Source organism: Streptacidiphilus alkalitolerans (assembly GCF_042511045.1).
In the GTDB taxonomy this organism is placed as follows: Bacteria; Actinomycetota; Actinomycetes; order Streptomycetales; family Streptomycetaceae; genus Streptacidiphilus; species Streptacidiphilus alkalitolerans.
Genome location: NZ_JBHEZX010000021.1, coordinates 114598 through 135336, shown reverse-complemented (window position 1 = coordinate 135336; position 20739 = coordinate 114598). Strand labels below are relative to the sequence as shown.

Below are 20739 nucleotides of genomic sequence, written 5' to 3'. Positions count from 1 at the left end.
CCCGCGGAGCGGGTACCACAGCGCTGCGCGCTGTGCAAGGGATTCCCGCCGCTTCGCGGCGGGAATGGAGTGCGCGCTTCGCTTGCACTGCCGCCCGGCTTCGCCGGGCGGCACAGGCTGGCGCTTCGCTTTGGCCTGCCGTGAGGGTTGCGCCGCGCTTCGCTTGGCGCTGTTGGCTGCTGCTTCGCAGCAGCCTGAGTGCGGGTCAGGGATCCGTCCGCTTCGCTCCCGGATCCCGCGACTAGAAGAGTGCGTGCGGGTTGCGCGGATTTGCTCCGGGCTTTCGGGGTGGGCTGGTACCCTGAGGAGATGTCGTTGATCGATTGACTATCATGCTGCATCAGTCTTCAACTGTTCGTCGTTTACGAAAATTGACCCACCCAAGTAGCTCCGTTCTGGGTCTCCTCGTGTACGGGTAGGGAGTCTCATGTCCAAACTTCGTGCTTTTCAGGTTGAGCCGGTTGACGATGTTGTCAGAGCGCTGACGCTCCGCCCGGGCCAGGCTCTTCCTGTTGACGGGTTGCGGGCTCAGCTTATCGCTGCCCCAGGTACCGGGAAGACCTTCATGTCGGCGCACGCGGGCATGAGGATCGCCTCGAGGGGGCCTATTCTCGTGCTCGTTCCGACGCTCGATCTGCTGAGTCAGACGATCGATACCTGGCGGGCCGCCGGGCGGGCGGGGCGCATGTACGCGGTGTGCTCCATGGCGGACCACGAGCCGGCTACCGGGGTGCTGTGCACCACCAGTTCGGAGAGGCTGGCGTTCTGGCTCTCGAAGGCCGGCAAGGGAGTGCCGGTGACGGTCTTCGGGACCTACGCGAGCCTTCCGACTGTCATCGGAGCGCACGGCGAAGACTTCGGGCAGTATGGAATAAGCGCTGTTCAGCGCTGGTCCGCCCTTATCGTCGATGAAGCCCATCGAACCAGTGGCGCGGCATCGAAGCCATGGGCGGCCGTGCACGACAACCAGGCACTGCCCGCCGCCGCGAGACTGTACATGACCGCCACGCCCAGAGTCTGGAACATCCCGGAGACCCTGGACGCCGACCGCGTCCAGGAGGATCCGCAGGCCGGCCCCGCGTACCAGTCGCTGCCGAGAGAGCTGGCCATGTCCATGGACGACGAGGCCGTATTCGGCCCTGTGGCCAACAAATCCTTGACGCTTATGCGAAGCCAGGATATCGGGGTGCTAGCAAGATTTCAGCTGGTAGCCCTCGAAATCGTTGACCCGATTCTCCATGCGATGCTGGAGACCGAGAGTGAATCGGCGGTCGAGGCCCGGCTTGCGGCTATTCAGGTAGCGGTTCTCAAGGCCATCAGGACGAACAACCTGAAGAAGGTCATCACGTTCCACAACCGTATCGCCGAGTGCGAGGTATTCGCGTCAACGCTTCCGCGACGGATCGACACCGATGACGATCTCCGGGAGGCGTTCCCGAACGGGATCTGGGCGCGCTGGCTCTCAGGCGAGCACACGGGGCGTCACCGCAAGCAGGTGCTCACCGAGTTCGACGACGACAAGCCCGGCGGTCTGGAGCGTCCCGCGCTGATCGCCAACGCGAAGGTCCTCGCCGAGGGCCTGGACACCCGCAGCGACGCGGTCGTGTTCACCACCCCGAAAGGCAGCCTGGTCGAGCTCATCCAGGCCATCGGACGGGCCCTGCGCCAACAGCCCGGCGCGGGGAAAGTGGCCTCGATCCTGGTGCCCGTCATCGTCGCCCAAGCCGCCGAAGACACGCTCGAGGACGCCGCCACCACCAGCGACCTCATCGCCGACCCCGGCTTCAAGCCACTCTTCGACATCCTCCAAGGACTGCGCTCGTACGACAGTTCGCTCATCGAAGGACTGGCCGTACCCCAACGCCGCTCCGGCACCGAGCAGCCCGACCCCCAATTGGAAGACGACGCGCAGGACCCGGAGCAGCCCCGGGACGCCGGGGTGGGCGTGCCGCGGATGGTGCTGGAGTTCGCCGGCGGCCTCCACACCGCCGCCGAGGTCGCGGCCGCGGTACGGCTGCGGGTGCTCAGTCCTGAAGCACAGAACTGGCTGCGCGGCTACGCCGCCGCCCGGCGCTGGCACGAGATCCATTCCTCGATGGCGATTCCTGTCGACGCCACCTGCCCAGGGTCCGATTTCCCTCTCGGCAGGTGGGCGGCAACCCAACGGGCCGCGTACGCAGCCGACGAGCTGCTGCCCTCACGGGTCGACCGCCTGGACGAGCTGGGCATGGTCTGGAACGCCCACGACGCCGCCTGGGACGCCAACCTCGCCATCGCCCGCACCTACGCCGCCACCCACACCGAACACCTCGCCTGCAGCGCCAATACGGTCGCCGACTCGACCAAGATCGGGCGCTGGCTCGTCGAACAGAGATCCGCCGCCAACGCCGGGACACTCACCCAGGCACGCACCGCCCAACTCGCCGAGATCGACCCCTGGTGGAACCCCACCTGGCCCCTGCCCTGGCAACGCTCCTACCGCATCGCCCTCGCCCACACCGACAACAGCGGCACGCTCCAAGACCTGCTGGACATGCCCGACGGCACCCGCATGTCCGGCCAGGACATCGGCAAATGGACCAGGGCACAGCAGGCCCGGTGGCACCAGCTCCAGCCCGGGCAGCAAGAACTACTGAGCCGGATCGGGTTGACCCCCGCCGCGCACCCCGCAGCACCCGCGGCCCCACCCGCGCGCAGCCAGGCCGACCGGTTCAACACCGGACTCGCAGCAGCGCAGGCCTGGGCCGCACAACACGGCGGCACCATCGCCGACATCAAGCGCAAGGACGTCGCAGTCGTGGACGGGATCGAGGTGAAGGCGGGGCTCTGGATCGGCAACCAGAGGCAAAGGGCCGCCAAACTCACCGACGAACAACGCGCCGCGCTGAGCAAGCTCGGCATGCGCTGGTGAGGCGGAGGCCGGCCTGGGAGGAGATGACGCTGTGCCACTGACGCAGGGAGTACTCAAGGTCGCGCCCACGGCCGGGGAGACGGTGTGGTCGCTACTGGGGCGCACCGCCGCCCGCTACGGCATGACGTCCACCGACCTGCGGGCCGCATGGGAGTGGCGCAACAACCCGTCCCGCTCCCCCGCCACCAGCGGAGTACGCGCTGACGCCGAGATCCTCCTCGACCCCGCCGGGCAAGCCCTCCTCGCTGCCCTGTGCCGCACCGACCCCCAGACCCTCCAGCGCGCCCTGCCCGCCTGGGCCAAAGGACCCGCCGCGTTCACCAGCACCTCCTCCTTGGGCCGCCCGCAGGCCCGCTGGCAGTCCGGAGCAGCAGCCCACGGACCCGTCGCCTACGCCTGCCGGCCCTGCACCGCCCGCCGCACCGGACAGGTGGTGACTGCCATGCGGTACCGCGAAGGATGGCAACGCGTCTGCCGACGCCACCAGCGCTGGACCCTGGGCGCAGGCGACGGACACGACCTGGAATATCTCGACCTGCGGGCCTGCCCCGAGATCGCGGCGGCGCAGCAGCAGTGGCCGACCGTAGCCCGGCGAGCGGCCGCGGCAGGGGTGGCACCGGGGGCAGTCTTCGCGGTCGCCCGGGCCGTGGTGTGCCAGTGGTGGGACCTCGCACTCGAATGGAGCGACGAGCGGATCTGGCCCGCCCGACTGCACGCCCTGGCCGGCGGCGACGCCGGCGAGAAGTTCTGGTGGTGGCGCGCCGTCGCCCGCGAAGCCGCCCTCTTCCCCGAGACCCTCGCCCTCGCCGGAGCCCTCATCGACCCCGCCGTCACCGACATGGTCTGGCACGACACCGGCGGCCCCGGCACCTACCGAATCTCCCCGTCCAACGGACAGTTCGATCAGGAGCTCGGACGCAGACTCGGACGGCCCTGGCTCGCCCAGGCCGGCGCCACCACCGATAGCACCGCCCTGAACGGCTGGCACGGAGCAGTGGTGCGCCAACGCCACGGCATCGGACAACCCGGCGACTGGGGACAGGACACATGGTGGATCCCCCGCGACCACCAACCCACCTCCGTCACCGCGCTCCTGCGGACCCTGACCCAGCGCACCGACGGCACCATCACCTGGCGCGCCACCATCCCCCGCCCCGAACGCAGCTGGATCAACGAAAAAGTCCGCGAGGCCACCGACCTCCTCGCCGGCCTGGACCCCCACGACACCGCACCCCTGTCCACCGCCACCCACCAGCTGATCGACACCCTCAACCAGGCCATCGCCACCCTCGACCACGCCATCACCGGCATCGCCAGCTCCGCCCACACCGCCGGCATCCCCCTCCACCACCTCGCCCAATGGACACACCTCCCCACCGACGAACTCCAACAAGACATCGACGACCACCAAGCCCACATCGAAGACCAGTACGGCTACCGACACCGCCCACCACAGGCATGAGGAACGATGCTGAACGCCGGCGCGGCCGCGCGGCGACCACACTCAGGCTGGCGAACTGTCTGCTTCCGGGGTCACGGCCTCCAACGGGGCCTCCACAGCGGGGTCGACGAAGAGGGCCAGGTACCGGAACTCTCCCCCGGTTCCGGGCCGCTGCGAGTACGGCCGCCAGCGCAACGGATAGGTACCCCGCAGGACCCGGGTGTTGGGGGCGAAGTCGCCCCCGCCCCACAACAGCGTCCCGCTCAGCTCACCGCCCTCGTGCAGACGGAACTCGCGGTCGCGGGACTGCGTCCCCGACGGCTTCGGCTGCTGCCACAGCGCCGACTCGTTCGTGATCAGCAGCGCCAGGCCGTTCTGGTCGGGGCGGTCGCAGAACTTCTCCAGCCGGGCGACGTCGAACACGAAGTCACGCCGGGCCAGATCAGGGGCGCCGTGCGACTTCAACGCGTACCGCTCCTCCATCGGACCGGTGCCCACCGTGCCGCTCCAGGCACGCTTCACGTACTTGAACTCCACCGCCGTACGGCCCAACGGACCCAGACACAGCAGGTCCAGATGCTCGACACCCTCCGAGACGGTCTGCCGCACCTCCAGACGACACTCCACCTCCGGCGCCAACCCCCACAGCACCCGCGCAAACGCATGCTGCAGATCCGCCTCCGAATGAAACACCGGCCGCACCCCAGCCAACACCGCCAACACCTCCGACAACCCCACCTGACCAGCTATCAGGTCAGCGGGACCGGATGGGCAGACACCGACCGATTCCCCGGGCAGGTTCTCCGTAGCCATGGAAGCCTCCAACACAGCGATAGGGGTTCAAGACGATAAGGCCCCCCGGGGCCCGACCGAGCTCCGGGACGGGGCACGGTACTGCGGGGCTCCTCATCGCGTCGGCGGCGCGGGACGGGCCGCACGCAGCCAGCACTCGACAGCGGTGAAGTCCGCGCCGGTCAGGCCTGCGGCGGGGTCGACCCGGTGCAGCATGGCCGGCCCCGGATGGTGCGCAGCCATCCACCGCCGGTCAGTACCGGTGATCTCGTCGTCCAGCCAGACGAACGGGCGCCCGCCCGCCCAGGCGAGCAGGCCGCGCGTCTTCCAGTGCAGCCCGTCGCGCCCCTCCTCCTGGTCCGGCTCCGGCCACAGCACGACCGGCAGCCGCGGCAACCCCAGACGCGGCGCCACGCACTCGTTCGCCTCCTCCATCCAGGTCGTGGCCCACACCAGCTCGCACCCCAGCGCGACCAACCGGGGCCCCAGGCCCGGATCAAGCCTGGACAGCAGAGGATTCACCCCGCCCACCCGCAGCTCTGACGCATCCGGAAAAGTCGGGTAGCCGCCCGGCAGCTGACGAGGCGTCGCACCGAACGGAATCAACGGCCCGTCCACATCGAGGAAGAGCAGCGGACGCCACACAGAACCAGTCACCGCCGAACCCTAGCCGCACCGAAGCAGTTCGCACGCTGCTGCTCCACTCGCCGCTGCCGCCGGTCCTGCCCCCTGGCATACCTTCTGTACGGAGGGAGGGCTGACGCACCGCCGCCGGTGGGGCAGGATGCGGATCATGACCGCGTTCCTTGCCACCATGCCCGGCCAGGTCTGGCACCTGGCCGCCGGCGACCCAGCCGGCCCGCTGTTCGTGACCAGCTACGGCTCCGATCCCTTGAAGACCGTGCTGAGCGCCGTCGACCAGCGCGGCGGGGTGCTGTGGCGACGGGACTTCCCCGGCACCGGCCGCCCCTGGTCCCGAGTCAGCTCCCGGGGCACCGTGTGGATCGCGCGCCCCGAAGCGGCCTGGCACGTCCTGGAGGAGATCGACGCCGAGGGCCGCACCCTGAACACCGTCGCCCCGCCGTGCCAGCCTGGCGAGGACATCGGCACCTTCGTCCTGCTCCCGGACGGCTTCTGCATCACCTGGACCGCCGCCCCACCCAGGCTCCGCGGACCAGCGCCCCTGCGCGAGCCCCGCGTCGCCCGCTACAGCAGCGCCGGCCGCCAACTGTGGTCCACTCCTATCCGGCTCGGCGACCTGTCCTACCCCGGGGTGGTCGAGCTGAGCGAGGAGAACGGCTGGACGCCGCAGGCCAAGCGCCCCTGGACACCACGTGGGGTCCGCAGCGCCTACCACGAGCCGCTGCTCGTCTCCGGCGACCGCGTGGCCGCGTCCTTCCAGGACAGCAGTGGCCTGGCCCGCACCTTCCTGCTCGACCTGGACACCGGGCACACCGTCGCGGTCACCGCCCCGGCCCCCGGCGGGCACAAGGCCATCGCTGGCGACGGCGCGTTCCTGATCGGCGCCCAGGGCTACGGCGCCTTCGAGACCGCCCTGCTCAACCGCGACGGCACCACGACCACCCGCTGGCCCAGCCACGGCGCCCTCACCGTCACCACCGACGGCACCATCCGCACCGCGGAGATGGACAACCGGCAGCCCTCCCCCACCCAGTTCCGGCACCTGTCACCCGGCGGCGAACCCGGCGAGGGACCCCACCTGCCCGGCTACTACACCGCCCCGCCAGCCACCGACACCCACGGCACCACCGTGCTCTGGCGAAACGGCAACCTGACCGCCATCGACCCCGACATGACCCCCCACCACCTGCACACCCTCCCCGGCACAGGAATCACCACCCGGACCCTCATCCTCGAAAGCGGCCTGGTCGCCCTCGCCCTGGACCACGACCTCCACCTCCTCCCCACACCCCTTGGTCCACTCGCAACCGGCCCCTGGCCCTGCACCGACCACAACCTGAACGGCAACCCCACCCACCAGCAAGCAGCTGGACCGCCGACGAGGTAGGTGACATGAGACCTGGGCGGCTGTTCTTCGGACTCCTATAGCGCATGGTCAGGGGCGTCGTCAGTCGTACGGGGGTTCCGGGCCTGGGGGGCGCGGGCCTGTGGGATACCTGGAAAATGGCTTCGACCGGCGAGGATGCGACGGTGCTCGCGGGCGGACGGCATCCGGATCGCTGCAGCAGCGTCGGCCAGGTCGAGGCGCGGATCGTCGGCACAGGCACCGAACTCGATCGCCTGCCCTGGGCCCGGGCTGCGCACACGGTGGCGCTGGAGGAGTTGGCGGCGGTGCGGACCTTCCCCGTGCAACGCGGGCGTCGGATCGCTCCGGGGTGGTGGTGGTCGGCGTCGACCGGGCGCCTGGTGCACTACGGCTTCGGCGCGATGCGCACCCAGCTCATGCTGCTGGACCACGATCCGCACGTGGTCGCGCTGGCCTGCAGCCCAGTGGAGTTCACCTGGCTGGGAGATGACGGTGCGGTCGCCGTCCATGCCCCGCACCTGATGGCACGGCTTCGGGACGGCAGCGGCCTGCTGGTCGACTGCGCGGGCAGCGAGGGCGTCCCGGCCCGCATAGCTAACCATGCGGCTGCGATGACCACCGCAGTCCAGGCGGTCGGCTGGCACTACCGCATCACCCAGCCCCCTGATCCGGTGCTCGAGGCCAACGTGCGGTGGCTGTCGGGCTACCGCCATCCCCGCTACGGCGCCGGCATCCCGAGGGAGCAGGTCCTCGCCCTGTTCGAGTGGCCTCTGCCACTCATTGAGGGCGTGCGGCAGCTCGGGGATCCCATCGCAGCATGGCCGGTGCTCTTCCATGCGCTGTGGAGCGGTGCGCTCACCGCTCCCCTGAACCATCCGCTGCACGAGCGGACCCTGGCCACCGCGGCCACCGTCGTGGCGGGTCCGGGGTGACCGGGGCGGTGCTCGCTGTCGGGGACCGGGTGCGGTGGGAGGGGCGCGCCTGGACGCTTGCCGCGCTCGAGGGCTCCCGCGCGTGCCTGCTGGAGGAGTCGGGCGCCCTCGCCACGGTGCTGCTGCCCCTGCTGCTGGCCGACCCGCAGTTCGAGGTCCTCGACGCGCCGCCGCAGGCGCGGGTGGCTGCGGCCGGGCTGCTGGACGCCCTTCCCGAGCAGGTGCGGGCGCAGGCCCTGGCCTGGGAGCAGCACGTGCGGGAGGTCGAGTCGGGCACGGCCACCACCGGTGCGGTGCCGCGGGCCGGGTTCGACCCGGCGGTGACCTCGCTGGTACAGCGCGAGGCGGCCAAGGCCGCCGAGCTCACGGCGGCCGGGGAGGCGGTGAGCGTCAGAACGGTGCGCCGGATGCGGGCGCGGTACCGGAGCGAGGGGGTGTGGGGGCTGGTGGACCGGCGCAGCACCCGTCCGGCCTCGGCGGTGGGGCGGGCCGATCAGCGGGTGGTGGAGGCGGTGGTGGCGGTGCTGGGGCAGCAGCGGGACCGGTCGACCGGGACGCTGACGCGGCTTCGCGACCAGGTGCGGTGGCACCTGGATGAGGTGCACGGTCCCGAGGTGGTGGCGGTGCCGCCGGCCTCGACGTTCAACCGGCTGGTACACGCCCTGGCACAGGGCCAGGGGTTGCGCGGGACCGCGGCGCAGCGGCGCTCGCACAGTTCGCGGCCCGCTGCGCCGTTCACGCCGACAGTCGCGTTGCGGCCCGGTGAGCTGGTGATGATGGACAGCACGCCGCTGGACGTGTTCGCGGTGATGGCCGACGGGGTGACGGGCCGTCCGGAGCTGACGATCGCCCTGGACGTGGCGACGCGGTCGGTGTGTGCGGCGGTGCTGCGGCCGCCGAGCACCAGTGCGGTGGATGCGGCGGTCCTGCTGGCGCAGATGGTCGCGCCGATGCGGATGCGCCCGGGCTGGGACGCGGCGTTGTCGCTGCAGCGCTCGGTGGTCCCCTACGAGCGGCTGCTGAGCTTGGACGAGCGCCTGCGGGGGGCGGCGGCGCGGCCGGTGATCGTGCCGCTGACGGTGGTCGTGGACCAGGGGGCGATGTTCATGTCGTCCTCGTTCCTGGCCGCGTGCGCGACCATCGGGGTCTCGGTGCAGCCGGTGCCGCCGGCGAACGGGCCCGCGAAAGGCGCGGTGGAGCGGGCGTTCCGGTCGATCAACCACGGGTTCTGCCAGTACGTCGCCGGCTACACCGGCTCCAGCACCGCCGAACGCGGGCGCCAGGTCCAGGGCGAGGCCCACTGGACGCTGGTGCAGCTGCGGGAGCTCTTCGAGGAGTGGCTGGTGGCCGGGTGGCACGCGCGCAAGCACGCCGCGCTGCGGCACCCGATGCTGCCGCACCTGGCGCTGTCGCCCATCGAGATGTGGGGCGCCCTGGTCAGCATCGCCGGCTACGTCCCGCTCCCCCTGACCGCGGAGGACCACATCGAACTGCTGCCGGTGCGCTGGCAGCCCGTCAGCGACTACGGCATCCGCTTCGACCACCGCACCTACGACAGCAAGGCCCTGAACGGGTACCGGCGCACCCGCAGCACTGCCGGTGCGAGCCAGCCGCTGGAGGTCCACCACAACCCGTACGAGCCGTCGCGGATCTGGGTCCGGCTGCCGGGAGGCTTCCAGGAGGTCCCCTGGATCCACGCCACGCAGGTGAGCCTGCCGTTCACCGACTCCACCTGGCGGCACATCCTGTCCGCGGTACCGCGTACCGGCGACCGCGACGCCCACGAACTCGACCTGGCCCGGGCTCTGGACGCCCTGCTGCGCCGCGCCGGCGCCGGGGCGGGCACCCGCCGCGAACGCACCCTCGCCGCCCGCGCCGCAGCCGCCGCCTCCCTGGACCTCGGCACCCCGACCCCAGGCGCCCCGGCACCGGACTCCGACCTTGACCTTGGTCTGGACGCGGGCGCCGCCACCGCCGAAGGCACCGCGGGACCATGCAGCAGCAGCGATCCTAACGCCGAGGGCGTGCGGCAGTTCCACGACGCCGATGAGGCGGCCGATTCCGGATTCGACGAAGGCGAGGACGGCGACGAAGGCGAGATCAGTGATTCCGAGCCGGGCCCGCCGCGCCCCTCCCGTGTGCTGAACCCCTACCAGGAGGCCAAGCAGTGGCTGTAGGAACCCCTGTCGCCGACCAGGACGAGGTGTTCGACCCCGTCAGCACCTGGGTGGGCTGGCAGCGCTACGTCGACAGCGCCCCCGGCGACCAGCCGGCCGACGATGACGGCTGGACCCGGGAGCAGCGCCTGGACTACCACTCCGCGTTCGTCGTGGTGGGTACCCCGGCGATGGAACGGGTCTCGCGGGAGCTGCGGCGGATGCTGCTGGTCAACCGGCGCCAGCGGGGCACCGCCCGGCGCGGGCTGATCGTCTCCGGGCTCGCCAGCACCGGCAAGACCACCATCCTGATGGAGCTGGGAAGGATCTTCGAGCTCGCCGACCGGCTGCGCCACCCCGGGATCAGCGACCGGCTGCCGGTGGCGTACGTGTCGGTCCCGCCCGCCGCGACACCCAAAATGCTCGTCAGTGAATTCGCCCGGTTCCTGGGGCTGCCCGTGCTGCGCCGGATGAACCAGGCCCAGATCACCGACGCGGTCTGCGCGACCCTGGGCGAGCTGCGGACCCAGCTGGTCCTGGTCGACGACATCCACCTGCTCGACACCCGCACCCGCTCCGGGGCCGAGACCTCCGACCAGATCAAGCACCTGGGCGAGCGCATCGCGGCCACGTTCGTCTACGCCGGCGTCGACGTCCACGCATCCCCGCTGCTGGTCGGCCCCCGCGGACAGCAGCTCGCCGGACGCTTCAAGCTCCTGCGCAACGACCCCCTCCCCCACGGCACCCCCGACCAGCAGCAGACCTGGCTGGAACTGGTCACCGACCTGGAGAACGCACTACGGCTACGCCACCACCGACCCGGCACCCTGGCCCGCCACGCCCCCTACCTCCACCAACGCACCGGCGGAGTGATCGGCAGCCTGTCCCACCTCATCCGCGAAGCAGCCATCACCACCATCACCGACGACACCGAACGCATCACCAAACAGCTCCTGGACACCATCCACCTCGACATCCGCGCCCAAGAACAACTCCTCACCCCCGCCCAGCGGCGCGACCGCGCCGCAGCGGTACGCAGCAGGCCCTAGCTTCACCTGATCCACGCAGCCTCGATCAGCGCAAGGCGTGCGACCGGCCCGCGGCCGGACACACCGTCACCACGAGGGGAGAGAAGACACGGTGAGCACGGCGCCCCGCCTGTCCGCGCTTGCGCCTCCCGCTGTGCCACGCGCCGCGGGGATGGGGCCGGTGGCGCGGGAGACGACGCTGTCCTTCATATACAGGCTGGCACTCCACTGCCGGATCGGCATCTACGATGTCGCGGCCGAGCTGGTGCAGGACACTCCGAGCCGGAGCGTGCTGAAGGACCTGCGGATGGACGGCGAGGTCTACCTCAACGCGGCCGCCCGGACCCGCCTGTCCGCGTTCTGCCGCACTCCCGAAGCCGACTTGGGGCACGCGCTGCCGGCCTTCACCGCACTGGAGCCGGTACGCGCCCTCGGGGACGGGCCGGCCGGGCAGTTCCGCTTCGGCACCGTGGTCCCCGCCCTGGGAGTGTGGTGCAGCATGTGCACGGCCAGGCGCACCGGCACCACCCATCAGGTCCGCTGCTACCTCCCGGCTCACGGCCGCATCTGCCAGCGACACCGCTCGTGGATGTTGGGAACCCACCGCGTCGACGGCACCTTCCTGCCCATCGAGCAGGTCGACCTCACCCGCGTCCCCCAGATCCCGCACGCCCAACGCCGCCACCTGCGGCTGGTGCGCCAGACCCCCGATACCGCCGCCGCGGCCTTCACCCTGGCCCAGGCCGTGGTCACCTCCTGGTGGGCGCAGCAGTGGCCCCAGGAGACGCAATGGCCACAGCGCACCGCCCTGCTAACCCCCCACAGCGGGGCCGGGGCCGATGCGGATCCCGGGTGGTGGCGGATCCTGCTGCGCGAAGCGGTCACCTATCCCGAAACCGTGGCCCTCGCCGCCGAACTGATCAACACCCAGCGGCGGCAGAGCGCCGCCGGCACCCGGGGCCATGTGCCGTTGCGGCTCGCGGACGCCCCCGACCTGCTGGCCGCTCTGGCACAGGCCACCGGGCGACCCTGGCTGCCCCAGGCGATCGCCTCCGAGCACGCCGGGCCGCTGTACACCTGGCTGCGCGCCAGCTGCCGGCCGCAGGACCTGGGCGAGGAACTGTGGAAGGTCCGCGGGGCCCACAGCCCCCGCGCCCTGCACCACGACCTGGCCAGCCACACCCGCTCCGCGGCGCAGGACCCCGCCGCACGCCCGCAACCCCAGCAACCCCTGGGCCTGCGCCAGCACCCCGGCCACCTCTTCGCCGTCGGGCTCGTCCACGCCCGCGCCTACGCCGCCGTTCACGGCCACCTGGCCGCACCGGCGGGAGCGCGCATCGACGGGTTCGCTATCGGGCAATGGCTGTCCAACCAGAGAAGCCACACCGCCATGTCCCCCCAACGCGCTGCCGTACTCGACGCCATCGACCCCTGGTGGCGCACACCGTGGCCGGTCCTGTGGCAGCGAGCCTTCTACCGGGCACGCGCCCACGTCCAGGCCCACGGGACCGTGGACGCCCCGGCCGGGTTCCCCGGCACCACCTTGAGCATGGGCGAATGGCTCTACAACCAGTGCACCGCCTACCCCGCGCTGCACCCCCAGCAGCAGCGACTGCTCGCGGAACTGGGCATCACCGCCGAGGCTGCCCGCACCGCCCGGCCCCGGCGCCGGAACATCGCGGACCACTTCACCCACACGCTCGCCCAGGCAAAGGCCTACGCAGCCGTCCACGGCCACCTCCTGCCCGAGCCCGGGACCCGCTACAACGGGGTGGCCCTGAGCCAGTGGCTGTCCAACCAGCGCTCCCGAGACCGGCGCACCCGCACCCCCTCGCCACGCGCCCTCGCCCTGTCGGCCATCGACCCCTGGTGGAACCCGCCCTGGGAGGTGACCTGGCAACGTGCTTACCACCACGCCCGCGACCTCTGCGCCACCGGCCAGGGCCTGGACGCGCCGAACGGATTCCCCGGCGCTGAGGAAGACCTCCGGCAGTGGCTCCTCGCCCAGTGCCACTCCTACCCCGCCCTGCACGGCGGCCAGCAGGACCTGCTCGCCGCGATCGGCATCACCGCCATCACCGCTGCCACCGCACCTCCCTACCAGGCGCCCGCCCCCCGCAAGAAGGCGCAGCGCAGCAACCCCGACGCGTACGGCCAGCAGTACTTCGACGCCGGCCTGCCGCACGCCCGCGCCCACGCCGAGACCTGCGGTCACCTCGTGCCCGCCTTCCACACCGTCCACGACGCCTTCCCCCTGGGGCAATGGCTGGCCCGCCAACGCGCCCAAGCCGGCCGCGGCCAGCAACCCCTGACGAACCGGCAGTCCCTGACCGCCCTGGACCCCTGGTGGAACCCGCCCTGGGGCCTTGCCTGGCAACGCGCTTACCACCACGCGCGCACCCTGCGCCCCCTGCCGCGGCTCAGCGACATCAAGGAGCCCGCGCTACGCGCCTGGCTGTACCTGCAGTGCACCCGGTACAGCACCCTCCACCCCGGCCAGCAGCACCTCCTGGACCAGATCGGTATCACCGCGGATGCGGTGCGCGCCTACCGCTACGCCCTGTCCCGCGACGCTCCGACGACCCCCGACTTTGACACCGGCCAACGCCACGCCGCCGCCTACGCCGCCGCCCACGGCCACCTGGTCCCCACGGCCGGCGAGCGCTGGGAAGGCTTCCCGCTGGGCCGCTGGCTCAGCGACCACCGCATGCGTGCCGACCGCCGCGCCGGCACCTCACAACGCTCCGCCGCACTCGACACGATCGACCCCTGGTGGAACCCGCCCTGGGACCTGACCTGGCAACGCGCCTACCACCGCACCCGTACCACCGGACACGACTCGCACCAGACCCGGAAATGGACCCTCGCCCAACAAGCTGCCTGGCCACGCCTGCACCCAGACCAGCAGCACCTTCTGACCGCGATCGGCATCACCGAGCACACCCCGCCCATCCACCGCCGCCGCACCCGCAGCTACCCCGACGGCGCCGGGCTCGAGCCCGCCCGGGCCTACACCGCCCTCCACGGCCACCTGTCCCCCGACAAACACGCCACCCACCACGGCTTCCCCCTGGGCCAATGGCTCACCGCCAAACGCAGCAAAGCCCGCCACGGCACCCTGTCTCCCCGCCTGGCCGCCGCCCTCGACACGCTCGACCCCTGGTGGAACCCGCCCTGGCCCTACGAATGGACCACCCGTTACCACCAAGCCCGCACCACCACCCCACCCACCCCCGCCACCCAACGCTGGACCACCCGCCAACACCGCGCCTATCCCCGCCTCCACCCCCACCAACAACACCTCCTGAACACCATCGGCATCACCCCACCCCACCCACGCCCACCCGAGACGCCCCGAACGGCAGGATGACCCCATGGCCCACGAGCTCTTCAACGACGCCCCCTCAACGGCGCAGCTGCAGCCGGGCCGACAGCCCTTCCACTCGACGCCGTACGGATATCCCTTATCAGAGCGGCCACCTCACATGGTGAGTTCGCGCAAGGGTCGCGACCGACCCCGCAAGGCGCATTCGGGTACAGCCAGCCAGCCGTGCTTACGCAGCGTCGGCGCCCGTCGGGAGCAGAACGGCGAGCAGTACAGCCGAGATCGGCGCGTGCGCTGGCCAAGGGGCTGCGTGCACACCAGGCAGCAGTCGTTCGGGGCCACTGCAGCGAGCTGCGCGAGGAATCGATCAACGCCATCGCCCTGATGGGGCAACGGATCCTCATCTGCCAACCAGTCGGGGTGGGCAACCAGGCGGTTGAACAGGGAGCGCAGTTCAACCAAGTCGCGGCGGCGTGCCCCCAGCAGGGCGAGGTAGTCCTCAAGCGGCCAGGCCACCAGGGCTCCGGCCCGGGTGAGGTACAGCCCGACCATATCGATCCGGTAGTGGTCGCTGTAGTCCAGCAGGACGTAGCCGAGCAGTTGATGAACGGTGGTCTTGGGCAACGTCTGGACGTGGCGCGTGCTCTTGAAGTCGATCAGGACACCGTCCACGATCAGGTCGGCATCCGCGGAGATGTCGGCGCTGCCCTCAAACGTCGGCCCGGGTATGCACTGCCGGGGACTGGTGCGCTGCCGTAGGTCCTCAAGCGGACCGCTCTCAGCGGCATGTACCTGAGCAAGAACGTCTTCGACCAAGGCAGGAGAGGGCACTGCAAGCAGGCGCTCCAGAGTGAAGCGCTCCGAAGACTCCAGTGCAGCTTGAAACAGCGGGGTGTCGGGAAACGCGAAGGGATTGCGCAGGTTCAGGGCGTACCAGGCTCCGGCCAGCAGCAGGCGTGCCAGGCGCTCCTCAGCCTCATGAGTACGCGTCAGGGACCTGTTCCGGGCATCCAGCTCCAAGTCTCCGACCTGCGCAGCCAGCGTCGTCACAAGATCATGGCCCACCTGAGCCAGTACCGACCACACCGAGGGCCGCGGTTCCTGGCGCTCTCGGTAGACCGTGGCCACCTCAAGGCACCGTGCGATCCCTGCCTCAGTCGCTTCGTCCACAGCGCTCGCGCAGGTAAACGACAGCCGTAATCGCTGATCAATAGCCGTACCAACCGTCCCCGCCTCGAAGCCGACGCCCTCCCCCGGGAGCAGCACCGCGGCGGCAGGTAGACGGGCACGGTACTCCGCACGCACCCGACCAGCGCCAGCCGACAGCTCCTGGTCCAAAAAGCGCCGCATCGGAGTACGCGGCGACCGCAATCCCTGCGTAAGGCTCATACCCCGACGGTAGAAGCAGCCACTGACAATCCGGAGCCGCCGTCGCCATCCCTGCACTGGCGCATCCGTCACATGGGTGCGTTGCAATACTGTCCGGCACGCAATCGTCGGCGGGCGTTGTTCGAGAGCTTGCCGCCAAGCTGACTGTCCCAGCGGGGTACCGCCGCCCCCATAGGGCGGCCAACAGTACCTAGGGCAGGGAGTATGTGAATTCCTTGCCGCCTCGTTCCGGTACTGCAGTGCGCTCGCGTCTCAGCGCACCGGCTTCCACGAGGCGCTTGAGGCGGTTGTTCGCGTTGGGTAGTGAGACTTGCAGCGCGTCGGCGAGCGCAGCTGTACGGAAGGTCCCGAGGCTACGAGCCCGTTCATATGTCTCAGCAAGGACTTCTGCATCGCCGATGAGGATATGCGCGTCCCCGTCCACAGCGAATTGTTTCCGTCGTTCTAGGCATACCGCGACCGCGTCGCGGGTCTCTTCGTTCAGACCGACCAGCTGGACGCCGTCGGCGTTGACGTCACCGGCGGCCAGCGAGACGTAGAACTTGCCGAGGAATTCATCGGTGAAGCTGTTCGTCATCGCGTCGGTGCCGGCGAAATCGATGATCAGCATGGCTACGGGAGCAGCGGCCTCCACTTGCTCCTGCAGTGCGGAGCGCGCGCTGATGCCGACAGCGCGGGTGAAGAGGAATGACCCGTACTTGCATACGGTGAAGGTGAGGGGAGCTTCTCGCTTCGTCGGGTTCATTGAAAGCATTGAAGCACAGTGGGACTACGGCGTGAACGACACTCTCAGCCATGCCCAGGTGCCGTCCACCCGGGTGGACGTGGAGAGGCCCTTGATCGCGGAGGCGTTCGACCGCAGTCGGCCTGCTCGCAGGAGACCGTCGCCGCTGCGCAGCACCAGACGGGCGGGGCCGGCGCGGCCGGCATGGTTCATCAGGTCCGGCAGTCCGTTGCCGCGCCGGTCCTCGGTACCGCTGACGCCGGGCCTGAGGGCTCGCCGCATAGCCTCGGCGCTGGTGGCCGCATCGGCGTGCTCGGGGTTTCGGCGCAGGTGCTCGAGGACTCCTATACCGGTGTCGCAGACAGCCACCTCGAGCCGTCGGTAACCGGTCGTCTTGCCACTGTAGGCCTGGGCCGCAATGAAGGCACCGCACCGCCCGGACCCGTGACTGACGGCATTGTCGATCAATTCACCGATACTTCTGCTGACGCGGGCGCCGACTCCGGCCCCCAGGCTCGCCTTGGCCACGTGACCGATCCTCTGACCCACCGCATCGGCGGTCTCAGGCGTCAGGACAGTGATCTCCAGCAGGGTCGAGGAGCAGTCCTGACGCTCATCGAAGGGCACGGGTCCGACGATCCGCGTACCGCCGGGCAGCCGCTCGAGCAGGTCCATTCGCTGGAGGTAGGAAGTCACCGCGCAGTCAGCGGACAGCATCAGCGCGACGTCAGCGCCGGTCGCGCTGTGCGTGTGGGCCAGTGCGGTCGCGGCAGCGAGGTCGAGCGGGCTGGCGAAGCGCAGCCGCCGGGCGTCGATCGTCAGAGCGGCCTGCCCGTCGGCCCGCAGGCGCAGGTCATTGCGGAGCAGCGAGTGGCGCCCATCCAGTTCCAGTAACACAGGGCACCACAATGCCACGGCGTCAGCCGGCGCGGGCCGTTCACTCGTATGGGCGTGTCGCGTGGTGCGGGGTGGACACGTGGTACGGTTTCATCAGCTTCAGTGAAACCGAAGAAGGAGTAGAGATGCCCAGCAGCACCGAGAACGAGCACGGCCGCGAGTACAAGATCGTCGTGAACACCCGCGAGAAGACCGTGAACCACGACGAGGTCGGCTTCGACGAGCTCGTGCACCTGGCCTTCAACCCGGTGCCGACCGGTCCCAACGTCGTCTTCAGCATCGGCTACCGGCACGCGGCCCAGCACCCCGACCAGGGCACCCTGGCCGTGGGTGGGCACGTCAAGATCAAGAACGGGACGGTCTTCAATGTCCACGCAACTGACAAGTCGTAGCCCCGACCTCAAGCGCCTGCAGGACGAGGGCTACGAGATCGAGGTGAAGGCAGGCCACCTGGTCCTGGGCCACGTCCCGTACGTGGCCCAGGACCAGACGGTCCGCTACGGCTCCCTGGTCTCCACCCTGGACCTGCAGGGCGACGTCACCTGCGCGCCCGGCACCCACGTGGTGCAGTTCAGCGGATCGACCCCGTGCGACCACACGGGTCGGCCCCTGGACCAGATCATCAACAGCAGCGACCACCTGGTCCTGGCCAAGGGCCTGGAGGTCGACTTCACGTTCTCCAGCAAGCCGGCCTCGGGCGCGTACCCGGACTACTACGAGAAGATGGCGACCTACGCCGCGATCCTGGCCTCCCAGGCCAGGGTCCTGGACCCCGAGGCGACCGCGCAGACCTTCCGCGTCGTGCCGTGCTCCGCGGAGGAGTCCGTCTTCCTCTACCTCGACACCGCGTCCAGCCGGGCCGGCATCAGCGCGGTATCCAGCCGCCTGGAGAGGGGCAACGTGGCCATCGTCGGCCTGGGCGGCACCGGCTCCTACATCCTCGACCTGGTCGCCAAGACCCCGGTCCCGCAGATCCACCTCTTCGACGGCGACCGGTTCCTGCAGCACAACGCCTTCCGCTCCCCCGGCGCGCCATCGTGCGAAGAACTGGACGGAGCGCCGCTGAAGGTGACCTACTTCGCCGGCCTCTACTCCCAGATGCGTCGCGGCATCGTCCCCCACGGCGCCTACCTCGACGAAACGAACGTCGAGGAACTGCGCGCCATGGACTTCGTGTTCCTCGCGCTCGACCAGGGCGCCGCCAAGAAGTTCGTGGTCGCCAAGCTCGAGGAGTACGGCATCGCCTTCATCGATGTCGGCATGGGCGTCAACGAGACCGACGGCGCCCTGTCCGGGCTGCTGCGGGTCACTACCAGCACCCCCGACCAGCGTGACCACGTCCACGCCGGCAACCTGATCCCCTTCGGAGCCGGCGACGAACACAACGAGTACGCCCGCAACATCCAGATCGCCGACCTCAACTCCCTCAACGCCACCCTGGCGGTCATCAAGTGGAAGAAGCTCCTCGGGTTCTACGCCGACCTGGAACACGAGCACCACAGCGTCTACCAGATCGACGGAAACGTCCTGACCAACGAGCACCTCACATGACCGCCCCGCGCCTGACACACGTGTTCATCGATAACTTCCCCGACCAACTGGAGCCCGGCACCCTCTACATCTCCATCCCCTACACCACAGCCGCGCACCTGTGCTGCTGCGGCTGCGGACACGAAGTCGTCACCCCGCTCAGCCCCACCGACTGGCAACTCACCTTCGACGGCCAGTCCGTCTCCCTGCACCCCTCCATCGGCAACTGGAGCCTGGCCTGCCAGTCCCACTACTGGATCCGCACCAACACCGTCCACTGGGCACCACGCTGGTCCCCCGAACGCATCGCCACCAACCGGACCCACCGCACCACGACCCCCGAGCCGACCCCCGCCCCCAGCAACCCGCCCACCACCCTCAAGGACCGCCTGGCCCAACTCCTCCACCGACGATCACGAAAGTAGGCCACCCAACCCAGCGGCACGGCCACCGCGAGCAAGCGCCGTGCCGCACCCCACCCCGAACCACCCAACCAACCCGACCAACACCCAACGAAACTGGCCACCCCAGTCCACCTGCACCAACCCCTGCACCCCGCATAGAAACCCCGCAGACCACCCAACCACCTATCTGACCAAGCCCAGCTCACACCACCCGACCACTGGCCATGATCACCGGGCGCGGACAGCCGCTACCTGGGACGGCACCCTCATCGGCCGGTTCCTCGCCGAACAGAGGGCAGCGGCCGGGCGCAGCACCACCGCCGGGGGCCTGACCGAGGCCCGCCGCGCGGCGCTGGAGCAGATCGACCCCTGGTGGTGCCCACCCTGGCCACTCGCCTGGCAACGGGCCTTCCGCATCGCTCTGGCGCACGTCAACAACGGTGGCACTCTTACCGACCTCCCCACCGGACACCTCGTCGCCGGCCAAGACCTCGGCGCCTGGACCCGCACCCAACAGACCAAATGGAACCAGCTAGGGGAGCAGCAGCAGGAGTTCCTGGGACGGCTGGGCCTCAGGGCCCCCACCGATCCCGTACCCGCGCAGGCCGCCGGCCGCAGCCAGGCGCAGCGTTTCACTACCGGCCTCGCCGCCGCCACCATCTGGGCAGCCGAGCATGACGGCACCATCGCCGCGGTCAAACGCAGCGACACTCAAGATCTCGACGACGGCACCATCGTGAAACTCGGCATCTGGATCATGAACACCCGGTCCCGCCGTGCCAAACTCACTTCCGAACAACTGGCTGCACTCGACGCCCTCGGTATGCGCTGGTGAGAGGTGTCAGCGTGGCGCAACGCTCGGCGGCAGGATGTATGGCGGGGTCTCGCAGTGGCCCGATCAGGGGTGCTGGTGCTCGAGTCCCTTGTCGATGGGTTGTCCGTCGGGGAGGTCGATGCGGACGTCCTTGGGCACCTCATCCCTGGGTCCGTAGATCGTGACGACGCGTGTGCGCGGCGGAAGCTGGGGCTGCTCCTGTTGTTTCTTCTTCCGCCGCGCCTGCGCCCAGCTGATCGTCGTTTCGGTGGCCTTGACTCCCACTGCCTCGAAGCCGCCGGTCAGGGCTGTCTCGAGGAGGAGATGGAGGACTTCGCTCGCGTGATCGCCGTAGCCGCGCTGGGGAGGCCCGTTGATCTGGATGGTG

The 20739-nt window shown here is 69.9% G+C and carries 17 protein-coding genes; 11 read left to right on the top strand and 6 right to left on the bottom strand.

The window, feature by feature from the left end:
• Positions 1 to 427: 427 nt before the first annotated feature.
• Positions 428 to 2911: a DEAD/DEAH box helicase gene (locus ACEZDG_RS33360; protein WP_380517241.1), complete on the top strand. Its 2484-nt coding sequence runs from the start codon at positions 428 to 430 to the stop codon at positions 2909 to 2911.
• Positions 2912 to 2942: 31 nt separating this feature from the next.
• On the top strand, positions 2943 to 4373 hold the full coding sequence (locus tag ACEZDG_RS33355; RefSeq protein WP_380517239.1) for a DNA-binding protein: 1431 nt from the start codon (positions 2943 to 2945) through the stop codon (positions 4371 to 4373).
• A gap of 42 nt (positions 4374 to 4415) precedes the next feature.
• On the opposite strand, the gene ACEZDG_RS33350 is transcribed toward ACEZDG_RS33355, so the two are convergent.
• On the bottom strand, positions 4416 to 5165 hold the full coding sequence (locus ACEZDG_RS33350; RefSeq protein WP_380517237.1) for a hypothetical protein: 750 nt from the start codon (positions 5163 to 5165) through the stop codon (positions 4416 to 4418).
• Between the two features lie 93 nt (positions 5166 to 5258).
• The gene (locus tag ACEZDG_RS33345; RefSeq protein ID WP_380517234.1) at positions 5259 to 5801 is read right to left on the bottom strand and encodes an HAD domain-containing protein; all 543 of its coding nucleotides are present in this window, start codon (positions 5799 to 5801) and stop codon (positions 5259 to 5261) included.
• A gap of 136 nt (positions 5802 to 5937) precedes the next feature.
• On the opposite strand from ACEZDG_RS33345, the gene ACEZDG_RS33340 reads away from it, so the two are divergent.
• From ACEZDG_RS33340 to ACEZDG_RS33320, 5 genes are all read left to right on the top strand, one after another.
• Complete coding sequence (locus tag ACEZDG_RS33340; protein ID WP_380517232.1) at positions 5938 to 7173, top strand: hypothetical protein; 1236 nt, start codon at positions 5938 to 5940, stop codon at positions 7171 to 7173.
• Between the two features lie 116 nt (positions 7174 to 7289).
• Positions 7290 to 8084 carry a TnsA-like heteromeric transposase endonuclease subunit gene (locus ACEZDG_RS33335; protein WP_380517231.1) on the top strand — a complete coding sequence of 265 codons (795 nt, stop codon included), beginning with the start codon at positions 7290 to 7292 and terminating at the stop codon, positions 8082 to 8084.
• An 8-nt stretch (positions 8085 to 8092) separates the two neighbouring features.
• Positions 8093 to 10261 carry a transposase gene (locus ACEZDG_RS33330; RefSeq protein WP_380517228.1) on the top strand — a complete coding sequence of 723 codons (2169 nt, stop codon included), beginning with the start codon at positions 8093 to 8095 and terminating at the stop codon, positions 10259 to 10261.
• Positions 10252 to 11289, top strand: a complete 1038-nt coding sequence (locus ACEZDG_RS33325) for a TniB family NTP-binding protein (protein ID WP_380517226.1) — start codon at positions 10252 to 10254, stop codon at positions 11287 to 11289. Before ACEZDG_RS33330 ends, ACEZDG_RS33325 begins: the two co-directional genes overlap by 10 nt.
• 160 nt (positions 11290 to 11449) lie before the next feature.
• Positions 11450 to 14638 carry a helicase associated domain-containing protein gene (locus ACEZDG_RS33320; RefSeq protein ID WP_380517223.1) on the top strand — a complete coding sequence of 1063 codons (3189 nt, stop codon included), beginning with the start codon at positions 11450 to 11452 and terminating at the stop codon, positions 14636 to 14638.
• A 111-nt stretch (positions 14639 to 14749) separates the two neighbouring features.
• On the opposite strand, the gene ACEZDG_RS33315 is transcribed toward ACEZDG_RS33320, so the two are convergent.
• The 3 genes from ACEZDG_RS33315 to ACEZDG_RS33305 all read right to left on the bottom strand — a co-directional run bounded on the left by ACEZDG_RS33315 (position 14750) and on the right by ACEZDG_RS33305 (position 17603).
• Positions 14750 to 15982, bottom strand: a complete 1233-nt coding sequence (locus ACEZDG_RS33315; protein WP_380517220.1) for a hypothetical protein — start codon at positions 15980 to 15982, stop codon at positions 14750 to 14752.
• 190 nt (positions 15983 to 16172) lie between these two features.
• Entirely contained in the window at positions 16173 to 16727 is a 555-nt protein-coding gene (locus ACEZDG_RS33310; protein ID WP_380517217.1) for a hypothetical protein, read from the bottom strand.
• 24 nt (positions 16728 to 16751) lie between these two features.
• Entirely contained in the window at positions 16752 to 17603 is an 852-nt protein-coding gene (locus ACEZDG_RS33305) for a hypothetical protein (protein WP_380517216.1), read from the bottom strand.
• A 125-nt stretch (positions 17604 to 17728) separates the two neighbouring features.
• Between ACEZDG_RS33305 and ACEZDG_RS33300 the strand changes: the two genes are divergently transcribed.
• Genes ACEZDG_RS33300 through ACEZDG_RS33285 form a run of 4 tightly spaced genes read left to right on the top strand, consistent with a single transcriptional unit; the run spans position 17729 to position 20372 of the window.
• Positions 17729 to 17995 carry a multiubiquitin domain-containing protein gene (locus ACEZDG_RS33300; RefSeq protein ID WP_380517213.1) on the top strand — a complete coding sequence of 89 codons (267 nt, stop codon included), beginning with the start codon at positions 17729 to 17731 and terminating at the stop codon, positions 17993 to 17995.
• The gene (locus ACEZDG_RS33295) at positions 17970 to 19154 is read left to right on the top strand and encodes a ThiF family adenylyltransferase (RefSeq protein WP_380517210.1); all 1185 of its coding nucleotides are present in this window, start codon (positions 17970 to 17972) and stop codon (positions 19152 to 19154) included. Before ACEZDG_RS33300 ends, ACEZDG_RS33295 begins: the two co-directional genes overlap by 26 nt.
• Entirely contained in the window at positions 19151 to 19558 is a 408-nt protein-coding gene (locus ACEZDG_RS33290) for a DUF6527 family protein (RefSeq protein ID WP_380517207.1), read from the top strand. The genes ACEZDG_RS33295 and ACEZDG_RS33290 overlap by 4 nt, the downstream gene beginning before the upstream one ends.
• A gap of 40 nt (positions 19559 to 19598) precedes the next feature.
• A complete protein-coding gene (locus ACEZDG_RS33285; protein WP_380517204.1) occupies positions 19599 to 20372 on the top strand; it encodes a helicase associated domain-containing protein in 774 nt (257 codons plus the stop codon).
• Between the two features lie 63 nt (positions 20373 to 20435).
• On the opposite strand, the gene ACEZDG_RS33280 is transcribed toward ACEZDG_RS33285, so the two are convergent.
• Positions 20436 to 20636 (bottom strand): hypothetical protein, encoded by a 201-nt coding sequence (locus ACEZDG_RS33280; RefSeq protein ID WP_380517202.1) that lies wholly within the window; start codon positions 20634 to 20636, stop codon positions 20436 to 20438.
• Positions 20637 to 20739: the final 103 nt, after the last annotated feature.

Coding starts and splice junctions, on each gene's coding strand:
- ACEZDG_RS33335 (WP_380517231.1), top strand. CDS start 7,290: ATGGCTTCGACCGGCGAGGATGCGACGGTGCTCGCGGGCGGACGGCAT.
- ACEZDG_RS33340 (WP_380517232.1), top strand. CDS start 5,938: ATGACCGCGTTCCTTGCCACCATGCCCGGCCAGGTCTGGCACCTGGCC.
- ACEZDG_RS33360 (WP_380517241.1), top strand. CDS start 428: ATGTCCAAACTTCGTGCTTTTCAGGTTGAGCCGGTTGACGATGTTGTC.
- ACEZDG_RS33350 (WP_380517237.1), bottom strand. CDS start 5,165: ATGGCTACGGAGAACCTGCCCGGGGAATCGGTCGGTGTCTGCCCATCC.
- ACEZDG_RS33310 (WP_380517217.1), bottom strand. CDS start 16,727: ATGAACCCGACGAAGCGAGAAGCTCCCCTCACCTTCACCGTATGCAAG.
- ACEZDG_RS33315 (WP_380517220.1), bottom strand. CDS start 15,982: ATGAGCCTTACGCAGGGATTGCGGTCGCCGCGTACTCCGATGCGGCGC.
- ACEZDG_RS33290 (WP_380517207.1), top strand. CDS start 19,151: ATGACCGCCCCGCGCCTGACACACGTGTTCATCGATAACTTCCCCGAC.
- ACEZDG_RS33300 (WP_380517213.1), top strand. CDS start 17,729: ATGCCCAGCAGCACCGAGAACGAGCACGGCCGCGAGTACAAGATCGTC.
- ACEZDG_RS33295 (WP_380517210.1), top strand. CDS start 17,970: ATGTCCACGCAACTGACAAGTCGTAGCCCCGACCTCAAGCGCCTGCAG.